The sequence below is a fragment of the Microcoleus sp. Pol12B5 genome (genome assembly GCF_036701335.1).
GTDB lineage: Bacteria > Cyanobacteriota > Cyanobacteriia > Cyanobacteriales > Microcoleaceae > Microcoleus.
On record NZ_JAUBQQ010000043.1, the window covers coordinates 1 to 20259 of the forward strand.

Sequence of the window (20259 nt, forward strand, 5' to 3'; positions counted from 1 at the left end):
TACTTTTGTTACCTCTGTGGAAAAAATCCTGAAAGAATTTGGAGAAAACTATGTAATTAATTTTGTCTAGCTACTTACCCGCCTTAGCAGCAAGCGCGATCGGGTCGGCAACACTTCAGAAGAGACTGTTAAAAAAAATTAAAAACCAGCACAATTAAGAGCAATTAGCATCCTGTAAGGGTTTGGAAATCATCCAGATCTACCAAAAAAAATTGCACTTTAAAAACGCTCAGATCGCCGAGGCTACCCATAAATCTCGTTTCAGCTTCTTCAGCATTCATCCAAATACACCACATAAATTGCAGTTACGCCTACAACAGAGTGAACCGTCTCCTGTAGACTAAAACGGTAGTTAATCTGTTAATTTCTTTGAGGAAAACGAGTTTATGGGAGGAGTATCGGTGATAGAGTCGATTGTAGCGCAACAAACTCCCTTGGGCAGCGAGCCTGCTACAAATAGCCAAACGGCAGGAGTCATTCCTGAATTGGTCATCATCTTGATCATTCTGCTGCTGATTGCAACTGTTGTGGCACTCGTAACTCAACGGTTGCGAATTCCCTATGTAACGGGCTTAGTGTTAGCAGGCTTGCCGATTACGGAGGTTTTGTCGCGTCGAATTGGTTTAGACCCATCTTTAGTATTAAATCTTTTTCTACCCATTCTTATTTTTGAAGCATCTATCAATACGGATATCAGCCGTCTCCGCAGTACCTTTAAGCCGATCGCGCTGCTGGCGGGTCCAGGCTCGATCTTTTCCTCAGCAATTATCGCTATTCTGGTTAAATTTGGGCTAGGACTAGACTGGATTCCGGCGTTGCTGATCGGAGTCATTCTAGCAAACACTGATACCGTCTCGATGATCGCGGTTTTTAAGGAGATCCGTGTGCCTTCTCGATTGTCCACCATTGTTGAGGGAGAAACTCTGTTCAATGATGCGGCTGCTCTAATTTCATTTAATTTGCTTTTGGTAATTTATGCGACAGGCTCTCTTACCCCTATACAAGGCTTGAAGGAACTGCTCGTGGTTGCCTTAGGTGGGGCAGTGGTCGGGGGTGTTTTAGGTTATTTGAGCGTGCCGATATTTGTTCGCTTAAACGATCCGTTGAGTAGCCTTTTGCTAACCGTCGCTCTCGCATTGGGAACCTTCCAAATCGGACAATTTTTAGGCGTATCCGGCGCAGTGGCGGTGGTCATCACCGGACTTGTTTTTGGCAACCTTGGGCTGCCTCGCAGTTCGTCTGCCTCGGATCGGATTACCTTGCTGAGTTTCTGGGAATACGCTGGTTTTGGGGTCAATACGTTTATTTTCCTGCTGATTGGGATTGAAATTAACCCGCTGACGCTGTGGAGAATTTTGCCATCCATTTTATTGGTCATTCTCGCCTATCAACTGGGACGGATTCTGTCGGTGTATTTGTTATTAGCGGGGCTGCGTTGGTTCGATCGCCCCATTCCGCTACGCTGGCAGCACATTTTGGTTTTAGGGAATATTAAAGGGTCTCTCTCAATGGCCTTAGCTGTTGCGATTCCCTTGACCCTACCAGGACGGGATAACATCATTGCCCTGGTTTTCGGTGCAGTTTTATTCTCCTTGGTCGGACAGGGATTAAGTTTACCGTGGATAGTAAAACGACTAAAAATTAGCCGTGTTTCTGATGTAATGCAGGAAGCTGGGCAGTTACAGATTCAGTTGATCGCTTCCAAAGCGGCTCAAGATGAGCTAGATAGTTTGCTGAAATCTGGCGTGTTGCCGAAGGCAGTTTACGAAGAGTTATGGGCATCGTATCAAGCACGAGTAGCACACTCTGAGCGAGTGCTGCGCGATCTCTACAATAAACATCGAGCAGGGCAACTACAGGGCGATCGCAGCGGGCTAGATACGATTCGACGGCGATTGCTTCTAGCAGAAAAAGGAGCAGTTAGCGATGCCCTCCGCAAGCGAATTGTCCCAGAGGATCTGGTTCATCCTTACATCAAAGATTTGGATGAGAAACTTCTAACGTTGGCAGATGACTAGCGCGAATGCCAAGGTAATCAATCATCTGGTGAACTAGCTCTGGACGGGTGACGACCAAGATGGTAGAACCTGCTTCTAGAACAGTATTGCCGTTTGGAATCTCCAGATTGGCGCAGGCATGGCATTGATAACCAATAATCAGCGAACCTGTTGGAAAACCAGGGTCTTGAGCAATTTGAGCAACGGTGCGACCTGCCACATTGCAATCGCCTGGAACGGGCAGCTTTAGCACCTCGACTTGTCCTTGTTCAAAGTGCATCATCGATTCGATTTGAGGGTATTCAATCGCATTTGCCATTGTTGCGACTGCCAAATCAATCGTGCTGATGATGTGACTGGCTCCGGCAAGGCGATAGGCTTCCATGAATTCGCGATCGCGCATTCGCACCACAATATGGGAAATGCCATAGCTTCTGGATAGGGTGATCAGCGCTAAATTCAGTGCATCGTCCCTGAGTGCAGCAACGACGGCGTTTGCTTGTTTAATTCCGGCTTCCAGAAGCACCGTTGTGCTCACCGCACTGCCTTCAAATGCCATCACTCCGATTTTTTCTCGAGCAAAGCGACAGGCCAGCGGGTCGGCATCGATGATGGCAACCGTATGACCGACTTTTAATAACTGCTGGGCTAAACCTAGCCCCATCATTCCTGCTCCACCAATTAATACGTACATGAATATTTGTCACCCCAAAAATTAACTTTACAGAGCGATCGCTATGAGCGATATTGTGTTGGGTTTCTATCAGTTTAATCGGCTTGTGGGGTGGCTTATACCGGGCTTACTTATTACCTGTTCCACAGTTAAATTAATCTACTTTTGGGGTAGGCATTGCTAGCCCGCCCCTCAAGGGATGTTCCTCAGTTAGATGCGTAGGGGGAACCCTACATAATCTTAGGCACTTTAAAAAACTCCCCATCGCGATCGGGAGCTCCCTCCAAAATACTTTCTCCCTTAGCAAAAGGTTGCAAATCGTCCGATCGCATTACATTACTAACATCGATCGCCCGCGTTGTCGGCTGCACCTTACTTGTATCTAGTTCACTCAATTGCTCGAAATAATCCAAAATACCGTTAAGTTGACCAGTAAACTGCTCTTCTTCTTCCGGCGTTAATTCCAATCTCGCTAAATTCGCTACTTTCCGAACTTCTTCTCTGTCTATCATAAAAATTGGGAATGGGGAATTGGGAATGGGGAATGGGGAATTGGGCATAGGGAATTGGTTATTTGTTATTTGTTATTAGAGAAACGACTAACTACCAACTATTAACCACTAACTATGCCCCATGCCCATCCTAGTTAAAAATACACATCAATCTGCGATCGACCTGTCGTCTTCAGCCAATTTTGTACTTCAATATAATTGTTCGGGGCCAAGCGAATAGCCTCCTTCCAATAATCTGCAGCTTTATCAAACAGCCCTTCCGCCCCTTCAATATTGCCAGCTTCCTTTTCCTTTTCCCCTTGATAGTGGTAAATCACAGCAATATTATTCAGTGCTTGTGGCATTCTCGGATTGAGATCCAAAGCCTCGCTGTAATATTCCAAAGCTTTATCGTGTTCGCCGTTGCTAGTATGGATCAGCCCCATATTGTACAAGACATAACTGCGATCGTAAGGATCTTCCTCCAGCTTCAGCGCTTCATGATAATTATCCAGCGCTTCAGCATATTCGCCATCTGCTTGAGCTGACATACCATCCCGGTAATAAGCAAAAGCTTCCTTCGCCTGCTTTTTGGCCGGCATAATCTTGAGGATGATATCAGCCATTACCGTGAAACTTTTGTCAATAAAGTTATCGTTGCGTTGAGTTCTTGGCATATGCGATTCTTTGGTTAGTGGCTAATCCGAAAAATTAGCCTGTAAAGTTTTCCTATTAATAATTGCGCCACTGTTGTAGTGGGCCGTTGTGTTGAGAGCGCTAAAAGGTTTAGTCGATCGCAAGTGCGAACCTTAAAACACGCCCTTGGGTTTAACACCCGCGCAAGCTCTATCTATTTTATATAAGTCTTGCAAGACTGGCAAAAAAACTAGATTTCTTTAACATATCTCTGGCACTCTACACAAAACTTACAAAAACCCGCGCCGAAGGGAAAAGTTCTGCTGGAGGGTGCAGGGGCAATCATCCCCTCTTCGATGGCTTACCTTCGGATTGCTTTGGTAACGCCAACGGGCGATCGCACATTGTACCTTACTAACTGTACCCATAATCCCCCTCCTTGGCCCTTAGAGCAAACAACCAAATACCCTGCCGAGGAGAAATTCCATCACAAAGTTTTATTAAGCTATTCGAGTTTAGCCCATACTTAAAAGCTATTCGGCAAAACACTAGCAATATTTTGCCCCAAAGTCAATCGATTTTAGATTTTAGATTTTAGATTTTAGATTTTAGCATTGACCCCACGGATAAATTCGGGGGGCAAGTTTCTCGGATACAGGTTTTTTATTTCTGGACGAATGAATCCGGGGGCTTGTATCCTGGATGCTTGATTGTCAAGGGCAGCCTCAAAAAAAATCAGAAAGCCGAGCGCCAAAACCAGCTCGAATTCCCGCAATATATAATAAAAATAACCGGGTAATTTTCACAGAGAGAAACCTATGGCTCCGAATCCCACCATTATGCAAGCCGTCGAACAACTTGGCTACCGCGTTACGGTTGGAGACGTGGCGGCAAAAGCTGGATTAGATGTCAATTTTGCCCAGCGAGAACTGTTAACCCTCGCCTCCGAAACAGGCGGCAACCTGCAAGTAGCAGAATCCGGCGACATTGCCTACCTATTTCCCAAGAACTTTCGAGATATTTTGCGAAACAAATTCTTGCGCTTGCAGTTGCAGGAATGGTGGCAAAAAATCTGGCGCATTTTATTTTATCTGATTCGGATATCTTTCGGCATAGTGCTGGTAGCTTCTATCCTCTTAATTTTTGTTGCTATCACGATTTTACTCTCCAGTGGGGATAGCAATAACAGCAGCGGCGGAGGAGGAGACGGTGGTGGAGGGGGCGGCAGAGGCGGCGGCTTTTCCTTTTTTCCCTACTTCTGGAACGACCTAATCTGGATATTTTACTGGAACCATGACCAACCATACTACCAGCAGCGATCGCGCTTAACAGGTCAAAAATCGCAGATGAGTTTTCTGGAAGCAGTTTTCTCCTTTCTATTTGGAGACGACAATCCCAATCACAATCTAGAAGAGCGCAAGTGGAGCGATATTGCGACTGCAATTCGCAACAACCGAGGCGCCGTCGCCGCCGAACAAATTGCTCCATATCTAGATAATCTCGGACAAGGATACGCCCGAGAATACGAAGAATATATGTTACCGGCTCTCGCCCGTTTTGACGGTCGTCCAGAAGTCAGCCCCGAAGGGCAAATAATTTACCATTTTCCGCAATTGCAAACCACAGCCGTCCAGAAAAATCCTCAACCAGTAGCAGCTTATTTACGAGAAATGCTGTGGCGTTTCAGCAAGGCCAGTTCCGGCCAAATCATGCTGGCAGCAGGGTTAGGAGCTGTTAATCTTGTCGGTGCATTAGTTTTGGGTAATTTATTAACTAATAATTTAATTGCCGGTGGATTTATCGGTTTCGTCAGCGCTGTTTATCCCATAATCCTGATTTATGGCGTCGGATTTCTCGCCATTCCTTTAATTCGCTACTTCTGGATTCAGTGGAAAAATAGCCGGATAGAATCCCGCAATCAAAAGCGTCAGCAGCGAGCAATGTTATTAAACGAACCCGATGCCAACTTGCTCAAAAAACTGACTTACGCCCAGGAATTTGCAGCAGAAAACGTTCTGACTGGAGAAGACTTAGCTTATACAACAGAAACTGAATTAACCCAACAAGAACTAGAACAGTCAGCCAAAATAGATGCGGAATGGCAGCGCCGGATTGGTCGCTCGGACAACTTGTAATAATAATTTAAAAAGCAGTTCTTTGTTGTTAAGTTAGGTTGCACTAAAATCTTGCAACCTTTTCAATAATAGGCAGTATGCCTGTTCTACAATAAAATATTTTTGTTGGGGAACAGGCTTTGAGTTCGTTGCTAAGAATTGTGAAAAATATCAATCTTTATGGATGTCCGAAGTTTTTCTAATCCGAGTTTTATTAAATAAGCTTAGGTCGTTTAAAAATCAAACAATTTTGGTCATACTTCGAGTCGTGATCCAGAGCCACAAGTTCCCATCCCTCCTCGCCCAAATGATTGACAAATAGATGAAGCGAGCCTTGTTTCCAATCTCGCTGTTCTTCACCGTTTACATATAAACTAATCAGCTTGTTTCCAAAAGGATACATATTCGCATCCACAAATAAATACTCCCACTTTTGCATAGCAATCCTTAATGTAGTTAGTCATGTAGTCATTAGTCATTAGTCATTAGTCATTCCCAATTCCCAATACTTAGGCTACGGGGTTCCTGGCCTATCACTACGCGGTTCCTGAGCGTAGTCGAAGGGCCGTACAAGTTCCCAATTCCCAATTCCCTGTATTCAGGACACGGAAGTCACGGATACAGGAATAGCTGTTTTTTCCTTCTTCCTTCTTCCTTCTTCCTTCTTTCTTGCCCATTCCCAGCAGTTACTGGACTGCAATTCTAGCCAAAGTAGTACCTCGGTAATAGTGCAGCAAAATCTGCTGGTAGCCGTATCCCTGTCTGGCCAAATTATAGGCACCCCACTGGCTCATTCCTACAGCATGGCCGAAACCTTTGCCAGCAACTTGAAAACCGGTAGGAGCTTGGCCGCTGTTCCTTGGGTTCCCACCGCCGGCATACTGAGGAATCACGGTAAACCGCGTACTCCTCAAATTTAAAACCCGGCGTAAATCTGCGCCAGTCATGACTCTAGAACCGCCATCTCCAACTACTTTCATCCTCAAAACGCTGCCGTGAGCGGTAGTGCGTTCTGGCTTCATCGAGATCACATTGCCCACGCCAGAAATCTTACTGCTGATTTGAGCGCGAGAAAAATTTTCTTTCCATTGGTAAACCGGCGCCCCTTGGTCAAAGTCAGGAACAGCACGCAGGTAAGGCAAGGGTTCCGTCCAAACATCCTCGACGTTTTCAGTATGTCCCCCAGACGCAGAGTGGAAAGCGGCTAAAATAATCTGACCGTTGTAAGCCAGAACTTGACCGGCGGTTGCATCGACTGCGGAATAAGTGCCAGAAGATTCTGTTTGCAGTCCTTTGTAAACCTGCGAAGACTGAGTGCTGTCCACGTCGTAAAGGTCGGTTTCGCTTTTGAGGCGCTGGTGGATAGCGTAGGAACGGGCGGCGACTGCTTGGGCTTTCAAAGCCTCTTGAGGCCAATTGCCACTCATTTCGGCGCCGAGAACGCTGTAGAGATATTGTTCGATATCGACGTAGTTGACGGCAGTCAAGCCTCCTTTTTGGGGAACTAGAAGCGTGCGTCCCCGATACCAACGATCGCCAATCCAAACATAACCGTTCCCCGTGGGTTCGATCCAAACTTGGTTGGCCGCCCAGCGACCAATTGCCACTGTTCCCGATCGAAATTGAGCTGACTGAGAACTGTTTGCCGACAGTTCGCCCAAATTGCGCCCGCTACCATCGCGGATTGCAGCCTTAGTAGAACTGCCGACTTTTACCTGAGTTGCCCCGTCTTGTACCGCCACTCGCAAGATCAGCGCGGCCTGTGCTGGGGCTACCATGGCCAGCCAAAACAACAGTGAAATCCAAAAGTAGCGTTTTTTTAATGTTGAAAAAACGGAACCAAAAAATACTCCTGACTGCATTTGAAAATTTTCCTCCTGTGCTGTATGAGTTTAAGAATTTTTAGGGGAAGGCAAGGGAAAAAGGAAGGGGAACGGAAGAAACAAAACGTTAGAATTGGGTGGATCGCTCTGTACGCTTGTCAAAAATGATTTTAGCGAAGAGATGTTCGCAGGAACAGCGATTTATCCCGGTTCCTGCCTGCGACTATTTCCTATATGTCGGATTTGTCGCACTCTGGATATATGTAACATATTTTTTAAGACTTAATTGAGGTGATTTGACTCTTGCAGATTACATTTCTCGGAACTAGCTCCGGCGTCCCCACGCGATCGCGCAACGTTTCCAGCATCGCCCTCCGCTTGCCCCAGCGAGCCGAACTCTGGCTGTTTGACTGCGGCGAAGGAACTCAGCACCAGTTTCTCCGCAGCGATCTCAAAGTCAGCCAACTAAGCCGCATTTTCATCACTCACCTGCACGGCGACCATATTTTCGGCTTAATGGGTTTGCTGGCTAGCTGCGGTTTGGCGGGGAATGTCAAGCGCATCGATCTTTACGGGCCTCCGGGACTTGAAGAATATTTGCAAGCTGGCGTTCGCTATTCTCAAACTCATTTTTCTTACCCGGTGAAGGTACACAAAATTCACGAGGGAGTCATCTATGAAGATGACGAATATATTGTTAGCTGTGGCCCTTTGAAGCACCGAGTTACTGCTTTTGGTTATCGAGTAACTGAGAAAGATCGTCCGGGACATTTTGATGTAGAAAAAGCGAAGGCGGTGGGTATTCCTTCCGGGCCGCTTTACGGTCAATTAAAACAAGGAAAGACGGTAAAGTTAGAGGATGGGCGACAGTTTAAAGGTACTGATTTTTGTGGCCCTGATCAAATCGGGCGCAAGTTTGTTTATTGTACTGACACCGTTTTTTGTGACGGGGCCGTGGAATTGGCGAAGGATGCTGATTTGTTGGTTCATGAAGCTACTTTTGCTCATCAAGATGCTCAAATGGCATTTGATCGCCTGCATTCAACTTCAACAATGGCGGCTCAAGTTGCTTTGATTGCTGGGGCTAAACAACTAATTATGACGCATTTTAGCCCGCGCTATGCTCCAGGGAATGCGATCGTCCTGGATGATTTGCTCAAGGAAGCGCAGGCAATTTTTCCGAATACGAAAATGGCCTATGACTTTTTGACTTACGAAGTGCCGCGCCCTGTTTAAAGCTAGGGTTAATCTGACCTGAGATGTTAAAGCATTTTCCATAAGGGCGATCGGGCGGGCTTTCCGGCACACCCGACAAAAACATTAATCTCTTGTGGAACAGGCCCGAAAGCCTGTTGCTGAAATTAGCAACAAAAACATTAATCTCTGGTTGAACCAAGAGATTGCCTGTTACGCCCTGCAATTGTCAGTAAGCACATATACCTGGGTTGCGATCGCGACCCACCTTCGCCAACTTCAATCGAAAATCCCAAATCGAAAATCGGTCGATCGACCCCAGCGACGGCCCAGGAGAGCCAATGGTTGCTACAATCGGGGAGGGTATATGTTGTGGCTAACACTACAGCCCGTAACCCTGAAAGCTAATAGCTAAATTATTAAAAATCTGCCTCTCCTGCCATGTTTAAAAATCTGCTAGGCGATCCCAACGCGCGCAAACTGAGAAAATTTCAGCCTTGGGTAGCTGATATCAATATTTTGGAAGAAGACTTCCGCGCACTCTCAGACGACGGCCTCAGAGGCAAAACGGCGGAGTTTCAAGAACGTTTGGCAAAAGCTAAATCTCTTAACGAAGAGAAAGAGATCCTAGACGAAATCTTGCCAGAAGCTTTTGCAGTGGTGCGGGAAGCGGGACAGCGGGTTTTGGGGCTGCGCCACTTTGATGTCCAACTCCTCGGCGGCATTATTCTGCACAAAGGCCAAATTGCCGAAATGAAAACCGGTGAAGGCAAAACTCTCGTGGCGACGCTGCCGGCTTACCTCAACGCCCTCAACGGTAAAGGCGTACACATCATCACCGTCAACGATTATCTCGCAAGACGGGACGCGGAATGGATGGGACAGGTGCACCGCTTCCTGGGATTGACTGTGGGACTGATTCAGCAGGGCATGGATCAGGTGGAACGAAAGAAAAATTATAACTGCGACATTACCTACGCGACTAACAGCGAGGTGGGCTTTGACTATTTGCGCGACAACATGGCTACTGTCATGGAAGATGTAGTGCAGCGTCCTTTTAATTTCTGCGTGATTGACGAGGTTGACTCGGTGCTGATCGATGAAGCACGGACGCCTTTAATTATTTCGGGCCAGGTGGAACGCCCCAGTGAGAAGTATATACGGGCGGCTGAGGTAGCTGCTGCTCTGAGAAAGGAAAATGAAGAACATTACGAGGTTGACGAAAAGGCTCGGAATGTGCTGTTGACCGATGAAGGCTTTGGTGAAGCTGAGCGGTTGTTGGGTGTTACGGATTTGTACGACCCGGCTGACCCTTGGGCGCATTACATTTTTAATGCGATTAAGGCCAAGGAATTGTTTATTAAGGATATTAACTACATCGTCACTCCCGATCGCGAAGTGGTGATTGTGGATGAGTTTACGGGCCGGGTGATGCCGGGAAGGCGCTGGAGTGACGGTTTGCACCAGGCGATCGAAGCGAAGGAACGGGCGGAAATTCAGCCGGAAACTCAGACGCTGGCGACGATTACCTATCAGAATTTCTTTTTGCTTTATCCGAAGCTGTCGGGGATGACAGGGACGGCGAAAACTGAGGAGACGGAGTTTGAGAAGATTTACAATCTGGAAGTGACGCTGATTCCCACTAACCGGATTACGAGCCGCACAGACCTTTCGGATATGGTTTACAAGGCCGAGGCCGGCAAGTGGAATGCGATCGCCCAGGACTGTGCAGAAATGCACGATATCGGTCGGCCGGTGCTGGTGGGTACTACTAGCGTGGAAAAGTCGGAGTTGCTGTCGCGGCTGCTGCAGGAACGGAAAATTCCTCACAATTTGCTTAATGCTAAACCGGAAAATGTGGAGCGGGAATCGGAAATTATTGCTCAAGCCGGACGCAAGGGTGCTGTGACGATCGCCACGAACATGGCCGGGCGCGGTACAGACATCATTTTGGGCGGTAATTCTGAGTACATGGGCCGCCTGAAGTTGCGCGAGTATCTGATGCCCCGGATCGTGCGGCCCGATGATGAGGACGGGTTTTCGCTGGTGCAAGCGCCCGGTATTGGCGGCCGCCCCGCACCTCAAGGTTTTGGTCAAACTGCCAAAAAGGTAAAGTCTTGGAAAGCTTCGGCGCAGATTTTCCCGACGCAGCTATCGAAAGATGCCGAGCAACTGCTTAAGGCGGCGGTGGAATTGGCGGTGAAAGAGTACGGCGAGCGATCGCTCTCGGAATTGCAAGCCGATGATATCGTGGCTATAGCTTCGGAAAAAGCGCCGACAAAAGACCCCGTAATTCAAAAGTTGCGGGAAGCTTACAATTTGACTCGCCGCGAATACGATGCTTTTACCAGCACCGAACACGATGAAGTCGTGCAGTTGGGAGGCTTGCACGTCATCGGTACCGAACGCCACGAATCGCGCCGGATCGACAATCAGTTGCGCGGCCGGGCGGGACGCCAAGGAGACCCTGGTTCTACACGGTTTTTCTTGAGTTTGGAAGACAATTTGCTCAGGATTTTCGGCGGTGAACGGGTGGCCGGTTTGATGAAGGCTTTCGGTGTTGAGGAAGATATGCCGATCGAATCTGGAATGCTGACTCGTTCCCTCGAAGGCGCTCAGAAAAAAGTCGAAACCTACTATTACGACATCCGCAAGCAGGTATTTGAATACGACGAAGTGATGAACAATCAGCGTCGAGCAATCTATGCGGAACGTCGCCGAGTATTAGAAGGTTTGGACTCCAAAGAACAGGTAATTAAGTATGCCGAACAGACGATGGACGACATCGTGGGAGCATACATCAATCCCGATTTACCTTCGGAAGAATGGGAACTCGACAAACTTGTGAGCAAGGTGAAGGAATTTGTTTATCTGCTCGCTGACATGACACCGGATCAGCTAGAAGATTTGTCTGTGGAGGAAATTAAAACATTCCTGCACGAACAAGTCCGCAATGCTTACGACATTAAAGAAGCGGAAGTTAATGCAATCCGAGCTGAATTGATGCGAGATGCGGAACGGTTCTTTATTTTGCAGCAAATTGATACTTTGTGGCGGGAACACTTGCAACAAATGGATGCTTTACGCGAGTCTGTAGGGCTGCGTGGTTACGGGCAGAAAGACCCGCTGATCGAGTACAAAACTGAAGGTTACGAGCTATTTTTGGACATGATGACGGATATCCGTCGCAATGTGGTTTATTCGCTGTTCCAGTTCCAGCCGCAGCCGGCAATGCAAGTTTCGCCAGAGATGGTTTGAAGATAGTTAACTGTTGACTGTTGACTGCAACTTCCAGGCTCTTCCTGGAAGTTGCATATTTGAGATTAAACCCAATCTTCTTGATCGCTTTTTTGCTTTCTATAAACCTCACCTGTAGCGTGAATTTTGCGGGTTTGTTCATAAAGAGTTTCTTCGGTATGATTCCATTTTTGCAGGACTTTTTTTAAGTCTGATTGGATATCTCTAGCGCCGGGAAAGCCTCGGTAGCGAATTATTAATCTTGCTAATTCCGATAAATTGTAGTCGGTTGCTTCTCCTGCTAATAAAGTATTGACACTGGCTCGATCGCGCTTGTATTGCGGATGCTGCTGATCTTGAGTTTTTGCTACTGAATCCATACTATTTTATGTTTCCCAATCATTTGAAAATGTTGCTACAAGCAACCGCCACCCAAAAGCGCGGACATAAATAACTATCATGAATAAAGTCTTAAATCCGCGCTTCATAAACGGTTTGATTCGGGTATCATAACAGTCAACAGTCAACTGTCAACTGTCAACTGTTCAGTCATTCCCAGAAATTTTTGTGTTTGTTCAGTAATACCAAATAGTCGATCGCCGTGACAAAAGATTTCCCAGGCGCGAATTCCCATAACACCAATACCTGCAACCGCCAAGGGCATCGCTGCGGCACCTAAAAGCGCAGCAATGGGGGGAAATATCATGCACAGCGTTAACAGAATGCCAGTAACAACACCCCCAGCAATGCCAGCTTTGGCGGTGGCAGTGGCGACTTGTTCGACTAACTCTGACTGCGTAATTTTGCCTTCCACGCACAGTAGCGAGTTTTCTAATATCGAAAATACTAACTCAATTACTGCGGCGGCGATCGCCCCTTTCATTGCAGCCCCAACGATTTCGGCAACTGCTGCTTTAAACGCTGCATCCGCTAAAACTTGCTTAGCGACTGCTAATTCTGCAGCAGTCATATCTACACCACCGCGAGCACGATTCACCCAAAAATGTTCAAAAATCCCGTTAGCAGCTTCGCTTCCGCCTCCATTGACGTGCGCTTGGATGTGACTCCAATCTTTATCTTGACAGAAGTTGCGAATTGCTTCTGGGCCTTGGGCACGAATTTGGGCGGGTATGGATTCAAATACTTTTGCTGCTTCTTGAACATCTCGCATTCCGTCACGCATCCCAGCCCTAGCAAATTTGGATTGCAGATTTCTGGGCAGGTTCTCAAAACGGATGTTGTGTGCTATTTTAAAAGCTTCTTGAGTGGCGATCGCCCCGGCACTAACCATTGAACTTGGCGCTGATTGTACCCACGCCGTTAATACAGTTGCACTTTCCTCAACTTTAGCAGCGATTTCGTTGGCTAAGTTTTGGGTATCGGCAACAGTTTCTTGTACTTTAGCCGTTAGGAATTCGAGCGGATTCTGGCTAATTTCCATGTTGATCCAGCTTGCATCGTTAATGATTGAATTATTTTGACTATAACATTCCTCTTCAGTAAGTGTTACTTTTTACTAAATTGCTTCTCGCTTCTAACTCCGGCTGTAAGTTGAGAGCTTTTTTTTGATAAAATAAACCTTCATTGATTCGACCTTGCTCTTCCAAACTTTTGCCTAAATTCCAATAAGCGACTGCTAAATCTGGTTGAAGAACGATAGATTTTTGGTAGTAACTTATGGCCTCATCTAGCTGGCCTTGTTTGTAAAACATACTGCCCAAATTAACATAGGCTTCGACAAAATTAGGATCAAATTCGGTCGCCTTCGAGTAGGCGCGAATCGCCGCGTCTATTTTGCCTTGGGCTTGCAGGATATTGCCTAGGGTTTTGTAGGCGGCGGCGAAATTGGGTTGCTGGCGAAGTGCTTGGTAACAGGAGGCGATCGCCTCTACATATTTCTGTTGCGTATAATAAATTTCTGCTATCTTGTTAAGTGCGATCGGACTATCCGGTTGAATGGCTAGTGATTTTTGATATTGAGCGATCGCATCTTCAAGTTTTCCTGATTTCTGAAGGCAATCGCCCGCTGACAAATGCTGTGAGGCTAACTCGGAATTTGCGGTCATATATTTTAGTTTAACAGCCGAAACTACTTTACCACATGTGTTAGTTAGCAACCGCGATTTCTAGGGATATAGTGACTATTTGATATTTTAAATTTGTTTGTGTAGCAACATAGGACTTACGCAATCATTCCAGGTATGGGGGCAACCACGGGGGGTTTGCCCCTACAAAACACTATAGATTGAGGCTGTGCGTAAGTCCTGCAACAGTTCGGACAGTTTTTGATTACCAACAGCTTAGGAACCGGGTTGCTAACACCCATGCGTCAGCTTTGAAAAGGTGCGAAGTGTTGATAGATAAATTAACTCAATGTTCGATCGCCCTAGCTGTTCAAAACTGGATCGAACGGGCGATCGAAAAAATTAAGGAGACAGTCGCCACACCTTAATCGTGTCGTCAAAACTGCCACTGATCAGAGTTTTGTCTTGAGGATTAAAAGCCAAATCCACCCAGGTAGAATGACCCTTCAGCGTGCCCGCGATTTCGCCGGAACTCATGCGCCACAGCTTGATAGTCCCGCTCAAATCCGCGCTGGCGAGTTTGTCTCCGTCGGGACTGAAAGTCAAGGACTTAACCTTGTCGGAATGGCCGATCAAAGTCCGCAGCAAAAAACCGTTGGGCTGCCCGGAGTGATTATTTGCGCTGATATCCCACAGCTTCACCGTCTTGTCCCAACTGCCGCTGGCGAGAGTTTTACCGTCTGGGCTGATGGCCAGAGACCAAACCGCTTCGGAATGACCCCAAAGAGTTTCTTTCAATTCCCCAGTCTGCCAGTTCCACAGGTTGATCTTACCGTCGCTGCTGCCGATCGCCAAAGTTTCTCGATCGGGGCTGAAAGCCACCGACTGCACCTCGTCAAAAACCTGCTTGAGAGTTTCCAACTCGGCCCCGCCTTCGACTTGCCACAACTTCAAAGTTTTGTCCTTACCGACACTGGCCACAGTCCGGCTATCGGGACTGAAAACCACCGAGAACACGCCGTCGGTGTGTCCGTCCAAAGTCCGAATTAACTTGCCCGAATAGAAATTCCACAATTTAATCGTACCGTCAACGCCACCGCTGGCGATCGTCCTGCCGTCGGGACTAACAGCCACCGACCACACCGGCCCCAAATGTCCTGCTAAAACCTTCAGCAGCTTGCCGTGACGCTTGTGCAGCAGGTGAATTGTGCCGTCGTTGTTCCCGCTGACTATCACGCGGCCCTGGGGAGCAACTGCTACCGCCCAAACCGGGTTTTTGTCTTGATCCGCCAGAGTCCGCACTGCGGGCCGGGACGGCGATGCCTCACCCCTGAAGTTCTGCATCGGGGGCGGATTGAACCGAATTTCGGGAATGCTAGAAACAGGCTCAGAAGAAGTGAAAGCCTGCGGTGCAGGAGATGGCAAGCGAGAACCCAGCACTACGGACAGCAGGGCAACCGTACTTGCTCCCCACATGGCTAAACTCCACTTGGGTTTGCTGAGAATCACTTGTGCCGATGCCGGGCCGTAATTCATATCTGTGAGAATTGCCTCGGTCGATCGATAGCGTTTTGATGGTTCTCGCTGCACCATTTTATCCAGAATGCGGCCGAGTCGCCCCGAAACTGGTACTTTCAAATAATGTCTCCAGGCCCAACTTTCGGATTTGATGTCAAACAAATCAAAGGGCGACATTCCCGTTAACAAGTGAATGCAAGTGACGCCCAAACTGTAGATGTCGCTGCTCTGAATCGCTTGGCCTTTAATTTGTTCTGGGGCCGCGTATTCTGCAGAACCTGTCACCGTTTCTGTTTTGATCGGGCCACTATTAGCCCGAATTGCCGCGCCGAAATCGACTAAAACTAGCCCAGAGGAACTTTCTTGGGACAGGGGATGTAGATCCTCTTTCCCTGCCAAAGCTGGGGATGCTTGGGGATTTTTGCGGTGAATAATATTCGACGGTTTGATATCTCCGTGAATCAGTTGATTTTCATGAACAAATTGCAGGACTGGCAACAATTCGCTCAGCAGATACCAAATTTGAATTTCTTTAACAACACCTTTTTCTGAAAGCCGATCGGCTAAATTGCGGCCTTCGATGTATTCTTGCACTAAATACTGGCAGCCTTCGAGTTCAAAAGATGCCAGCAGTTTCGGTATTTGGGGATGTTGGCCCAACTTGTCGATAACTGAGACCGAGCGGCGAAATGCCCAGTTTTCTTGTGTGCAACCTGCAGCAGGCGCGCAGAACTGTTGAATGACGCAGCGGGGTTGCGAAGGTTGGTCTTCATCGACTGCTAAGAAGGTGCGGCAAGTGAGACTTTGACCGAGGGTGTGAAAGACTCGGTAGCGGCCTTTTAGCAGCAAGTTCGACTCGCAACTTTTGCATAATGTCGCGCGATCGAGATTTTGGGGATTCTGGCAATGGGGATTGGTGCAGTAACTCATTTGTCTTTCCGCTGGAGACCCCCGTCCGACATTATTGCTGGTGGGGGAGGAAAGCGGGGCGGTGCGTGCCGCTTCCTGTGGACAAATTAAATAATAGGAATCTTTGCTTGATCATAATTGTTTCCCAGATTTTCGCCACAATTGCTGCGGGCGATCGCACGTAAATTATTGCTGACTTTCCTGCGAGCGAGGTTTAATAGGTCGATCGTACGGGCGGGCTCTCCTGCCCACCCCACAAGAAAATCATTCTTTGTGGAACAGGTGGGAAAGCCTGTTATTGAGAATGGTGCAATATCTCAGTTGTTACCGAATTAAGCTATACTGTCATTGCGAATACTTGCATTGCGATCGCTGCAAAGCAATCGCGAGGCATTGCCAAATATCCGCGATTCTTTGTCCTATGGAGTCAATCTAAAACTACAAATCTCCAATCGACTAACAGATTAAAAATTAGGCAATTTTCTCCCAACTAACTACTAACTTTTAACTATTACTTATGCCATTAATTCGCGTTCCCAAACCTTGGGAAATTCTCGAACCCCAAATTACTCCAGAAACAGCCTTTCTCAACCGCCGCCGCTTCATGACAAATTTAATTGGCGCCGGCGTGACAGCTTCGCTGCTGCCGCTGACCGGCTGCCAAAGCAATCCTAGCTCAAAAACTGCTCTGGATCAAAGCTCAACCCAAGCATATTCGGGCTTGAGCCGGAATCCCGACTTTGCGAAAGTCGATCGAGCGATTACCGACGAAGCCTTAGCTACAAAATACAACAATTTTTACGAATACGGCGGCACAAAATCTATATGGCAAGCCGCTCAAGCTTTGCCAACAGAAAACTGGAAAGTAGAAGTAAGCGGTTTAGTAAAAAATCCCCGCACTTATGATATTGACGACCTCTACAGAAAATTTCCTATCGAAGAACGAGTTTATCGATTTCGCTGCGTAGAAGCCTGGGCGATGGTAGTTCCTTGGGTCGGATTTCCCATGAAATTACTGATGGCTGATGTCGAACCGCAATCGAAAGCTAAATTCGTTCGCTTCACCTCATTTTACGACCCCAAAATTACTCCCGGCCCAGGTTTGATGTCGCAATTTTATCCTTGGCCTTATACCGAAGGTCTGCGAATTGAAGAAATGGCAAACGATTTAGCATTTTTTGCCACAGGCTTGTATGGCCGAAGGCTACCAAAACAAAATGGTGCGCCACTGCGGCAAGTGATTCCTTGGAAATACGGTTTTAAGGGCGCAAAGTCGATCGTCAAAATTGAATTTGTCGAAAAACAGCCCGCCACTTTTTGGAATACAATTGGCCCCAACGAATACGCTTTTGAAGCAAATGTCGAACCCGACAAACCGCACCCCAGATGGTCGCAGGCGAGCGAACGCATAGTCGGCCCCGGTAACAGTTGGTCGTGGGAAACTCGCCCGACTTTGCCCTATAACGGTTACGGCGAATATGTCGCGAGTTTGTACAGTTAATTAAGTACGCGAGATGTAATAAAAGGAACAGGCTTCTCGGCTTATTCCTCTTATTAATTTCTCTTTTTTCTCTTTCTCTGCGCCCTCTGCGTTCTCTGCGGTTAATAAAAAAAATCTTTTTTGTTCGCTCTCTAAAAATGAAATACAGGACACGGCACTGCCGTGTCCCTACTATGTTTGTAACTTTTACCTTAAATTTCAAGTCGATCGACTACAATAAAAATTGATGAAGCTACCAAGGAATTGCTAAATGGTAACAACAACATCAACTCCCGTAGAGCAGCAAACTACCCCAGAAAATCGAGTTATTTTAAAAGGTGTCAGTTGGTCAACTTTTAAGGCATTACTGGCAGATGTTGGAGACAATAGAGCTTGGCGAATTGCTTACGATAGAGGAGTATTGGAAATCAGGATGCCGCTGGAAGAACACGAAGAACCCAAACGACTGATAGAAATCTTTGTGGAAGCCATTGTAGATGAGCTGGAAATTGAACTTAGGAGTCTTGGTTCGCTGACTGTTGAACGAGAAGATTTAACTCGTGCTGTAGAACCTGATTCCTGTTTCTACATTCAAAATGAATCTTTAGTTAGAGGCAGAAATATCAATTTGCCAAATGACCCGCCGCCCGATTTAGCAATAGAGTCAGATTACACGAATTCTTCTGTGAATAAGTTTACAATTTATGCTGCTCTTGGTGTTCCCGAACTGTGGAGGTATCGCCGGGAATCTCTGCAAGTTTATCAACTTGTAGATGGAAAATATGAAATGTGCGATCGCAGTTTAGCTTTTCCATTTTTACCCGTTGCCGAAATTCCCGGTTTCATCGAACAAAGCAGAACAGTCGGACAGCGGGCGGCTGTGCGTTTGTTTCGGCAAAGAATTAGAGAGATTTTGCCGATTCAAAGTTAACGCAAAAATCAGACTGTAGTTTAAAATTTAGCCAATTAACTTAAATTCCATCAGCGTTAATCGGCGGTTTAAAAAAACTTTAATTTCGATATAAAATCAATTGACAAAATCCTGCACTCTCTGCCAAACTCGCTCCAATAAATCTGGCGTGCTAACATCAAACCATTCAATTTCAGGATAAGCTCGAAACCAAGTCCGCTGTCTCTTCGCAAATTGCCGCGTGTGCAAAATTGTTAATTCTTTGGCTTCTTCAAGCTTAATGTCGCCAGCCAAATATTGTTTCATTTCCTGATATCCCAGCGTGTTCAACAGTGGCAAATCGCAGCCGTATTTTTTACACAAATATTCTACTTCAGCTATCCAACCCTGTTCTAGCATTTGTTCGGTGCGCTGTTCGATCCGATCGACCAAAACATCGATCTCGCAATCCAACCCAATTTGTAAAATAGGATAATTAGGTGGATTTTCGCCCTGCTGTTCGGAAATAGAGCGACCCGTGACATAAAATACTTCTAATGCCCTCAAAGTTCTTACTGGGTCATTGAGGTGAATTTTCTCAGCGGCAGAGCGATCGACCTGCTGCAACATGGCGTAACATTGAGATTGTCCGAGTTCCGCAAGTTGCGATCGCAATTCGGGCATCGGTGCTACCCTCGGAATTTTTAAACCCCTGACAATCGATTTAATATATAAGCCCGTCCCTCCAACCAAAAACAGAGGAGGAGACAAGGGAAAATCGACATCAGAAATTAATTTTTGAGCTTGCTGCTGGTACTCTGCTAGCGTCAGAGTTTCTGTGGGATCGCAGATGTCAATTAAGTGATGCGGTACACAAGTGCGATCGACCGCCGTCGGTTTTGCGGTTCCGATGTCAAATTCGCGGTACACTTGACGGGAGTCCGCACTCAGGATCGAGGATTGCAGTCGCCCCGCCAAAGCCAAAGCCACTCCAGACTTCCCCGTCGCCGTCGCTCCGCAAATCGTAATTAATTTAGGCATAAGCTGTCGCACATTTCCCTATAAAAACTCTCAAATCCTCTCCTCTCCAGGCTTTCCCCTCTTTCCTACACTGATTCACCGCGATCGGCCTGGGCAGTCCTCAAGCAATCTCAAAACTATTCCCCTCCCTCCCCCCGATAAATTTCCCTTCAGAAAGCCCTAGCATCGCCTTTAACGGTTTTGTGCTATAATTTTAGGAGTTTTCCCATTTTAGAAGCTTTCGGGGCTTTAGG

Annotated in this window: 16 protein-coding genes; 6 read left to right on the forward strand and 10 right to left on the reverse strand. The window is 46.9% G+C overall.

The genetic code is table 11. The features are described 5' to 3' along the window. The first annotated feature begins 386 nt into the window (after positions 1-386). Complete coding sequence (locus tag QUA24_RS17730; protein ID WP_333230985.1) at positions 387-2018, forward strand: sodium:proton antiporter; 1632 nt, start codon at positions 387-389, stop codon at positions 2016-2018. Here the strand turns inward: QUA24_RS17730 and QUA24_RS17735 are convergent. The 3 genes from QUA24_RS17735 to QUA24_RS17745 all read right to left on the reverse strand — a co-directional run bounded on the left by QUA24_RS17735 (position 1975) and on the right by QUA24_RS17745 (position 3838). Continuing rightward, a complete protein-coding gene (locus tag QUA24_RS17735) occupies positions 1975-2691 on the reverse strand; it encodes a TrkA family potassium uptake protein (protein WP_333163196.1) in 717 nt (238 codons plus the stop codon). The two genes, QUA24_RS17730 and QUA24_RS17735, sit on opposite strands and share 44 nt — an antisense overlap. Before the next feature lie 209 nt (positions 2692-2900). After that, positions 2901-3182, reverse strand: a complete 282-nt coding sequence (gene gatC / locus QUA24_RS17740) for an Asp-tRNA(Asn)/Glu-tRNA(Gln) amidotransferase subunit GatC (RefSeq protein ID WP_006635952.1) — start codon at positions 3180-3182, stop codon at positions 2901-2903. Positions 3183-3316: 134 nt separating this feature from the next. Beyond that, a complete protein-coding gene (locus QUA24_RS17745; RefSeq protein WP_333039118.1) occupies positions 3317-3838 on the reverse strand; it encodes a photosystem I assembly protein Ycf3 in 522 nt (173 codons plus the stop codon). Between the two features lie 777 nt (positions 3839-4615). On the opposite strand from QUA24_RS17745, the gene QUA24_RS17750 reads away from it, so the two are divergent. Beyond that, positions 4616-5932 (forward strand): hypothetical protein, encoded by a 1317-nt coding sequence (locus tag QUA24_RS17750; protein WP_333230986.1) that lies wholly within the window; start codon positions 4616-4618, stop codon positions 5930-5932. A gap of 193 nt (positions 5933-6125) precedes the next feature. Here QUA24_RS17750 and QUA24_RS17755 read toward each other — a convergent pair whose 3' ends face one another. Both QUA24_RS17755 and QUA24_RS17760 read right to left on the reverse strand, forming a co-directional pair. After that, entirely contained in the window at positions 6126-6350 is a 225-nt protein-coding gene (locus QUA24_RS17755) for a hypothetical protein (protein WP_015174403.1), read from the reverse strand. 247 nt (positions 6351-6597) lie between these two features. Beyond that, positions 6598-7773, reverse strand: a complete 1176-nt coding sequence (locus tag QUA24_RS17760) for a SpoIID/LytB domain-containing protein (RefSeq protein ID WP_333230987.1) — start codon at positions 7771-7773, stop codon at positions 6598-6600. 264 nt (positions 7774-8037) lie between these two features. Here QUA24_RS17760 and QUA24_RS17765 point away from each other — a divergent pair, with 264 nt between their 5' ends. Further along, positions 8038-8970 carry a ribonuclease Z gene (locus QUA24_RS17765; protein ID WP_333230988.1) on the forward strand — a complete coding sequence of 311 codons (933 nt, stop codon included), beginning with the start codon at positions 8038-8040 and terminating at the stop codon, positions 8968-8970. Positions 8971-9369: 399 nt separating this feature from the next. Further along, entirely contained in the window at positions 9370-12186 is a 2817-nt protein-coding gene (secA, locus tag QUA24_RS17770; protein WP_333230989.1) for a preprotein translocase subunit SecA, read from the forward strand. A 65-nt stretch (positions 12187-12251) separates the two neighbouring features. Here secA and QUA24_RS17775 read toward each other — a convergent pair whose 3' ends face one another. The 4 genes from QUA24_RS17775 to QUA24_RS17790 form a co-directional block, all read right to left on the reverse strand. Next, the gene (locus QUA24_RS17775; protein ID WP_333209145.1) at positions 12252-12545 is read right to left on the reverse strand and encodes a DUF3288 family protein; all 294 of its coding nucleotides are present in this window, start codon (positions 12543-12545) and stop codon (positions 12252-12254) included. 143 nt (positions 12546-12688) lie between these two features. Then, positions 12689-13606 (reverse strand): hypothetical protein, encoded by a 918-nt coding sequence (locus QUA24_RS17780; RefSeq protein WP_333230990.1) that lies wholly within the window; start codon positions 13604-13606, stop codon positions 12689-12691. Positions 13607-13661: 55 nt separating this feature from the next. Beyond that, the gene (locus tag QUA24_RS17785) at positions 13662-14231 is read right to left on the reverse strand and encodes a tetratricopeptide repeat protein (protein ID WP_333230991.1); all 570 of its coding nucleotides are present in this window, start codon (positions 14229-14231) and stop codon (positions 13662-13664) included. A gap of 360 nt (positions 14232-14591) precedes the next feature. Beyond that, positions 14592-16637, reverse strand: coding sequence for a serine/threonine-protein kinase (locus QUA24_RS17790; RefSeq protein ID WP_333230992.1), 2046 nt, complete (start codon positions 16635-16637; stop codon positions 14592-14594). 496 nt (positions 16638-17133) lie between these two features. Here QUA24_RS17790 and msrP point away from each other — a divergent pair, with 496 nt between their 5' ends. Together msrP and QUA24_RS17800 are read left to right on the forward strand one after the other, a co-directional pair. Then, positions 17134-18117, forward strand: coding sequence for a protein-methionine-sulfoxide reductase catalytic subunit MsrP (msrP, locus tag QUA24_RS17795; protein ID WP_333230993.1), 984 nt, complete (start codon positions 17134-17136; stop codon positions 18115-18117). A 250-nt stretch (positions 18118-18367) separates the two neighbouring features. Beyond that, entirely contained in the window at positions 18368-19027 is a 660-nt protein-coding gene (locus QUA24_RS17800) for a Uma2 family endonuclease (RefSeq protein WP_333230994.1), read from the forward strand. A gap of 96 nt (positions 19028-19123) precedes the next feature. On the opposite strand, the gene miaA is transcribed toward QUA24_RS17800, so the two are convergent. Next, the gene (gene miaA, locus QUA24_RS17805) at positions 19124-20026 is read right to left on the reverse strand and encodes a tRNA (adenosine(37)-N6)-dimethylallyltransferase MiaA (RefSeq protein ID WP_333230995.1); all 903 of its coding nucleotides are present in this window, start codon (positions 20024-20026) and stop codon (positions 19124-19126) included. Between the last annotated feature and the right edge of the window lie 233 nt (positions 20027-20259).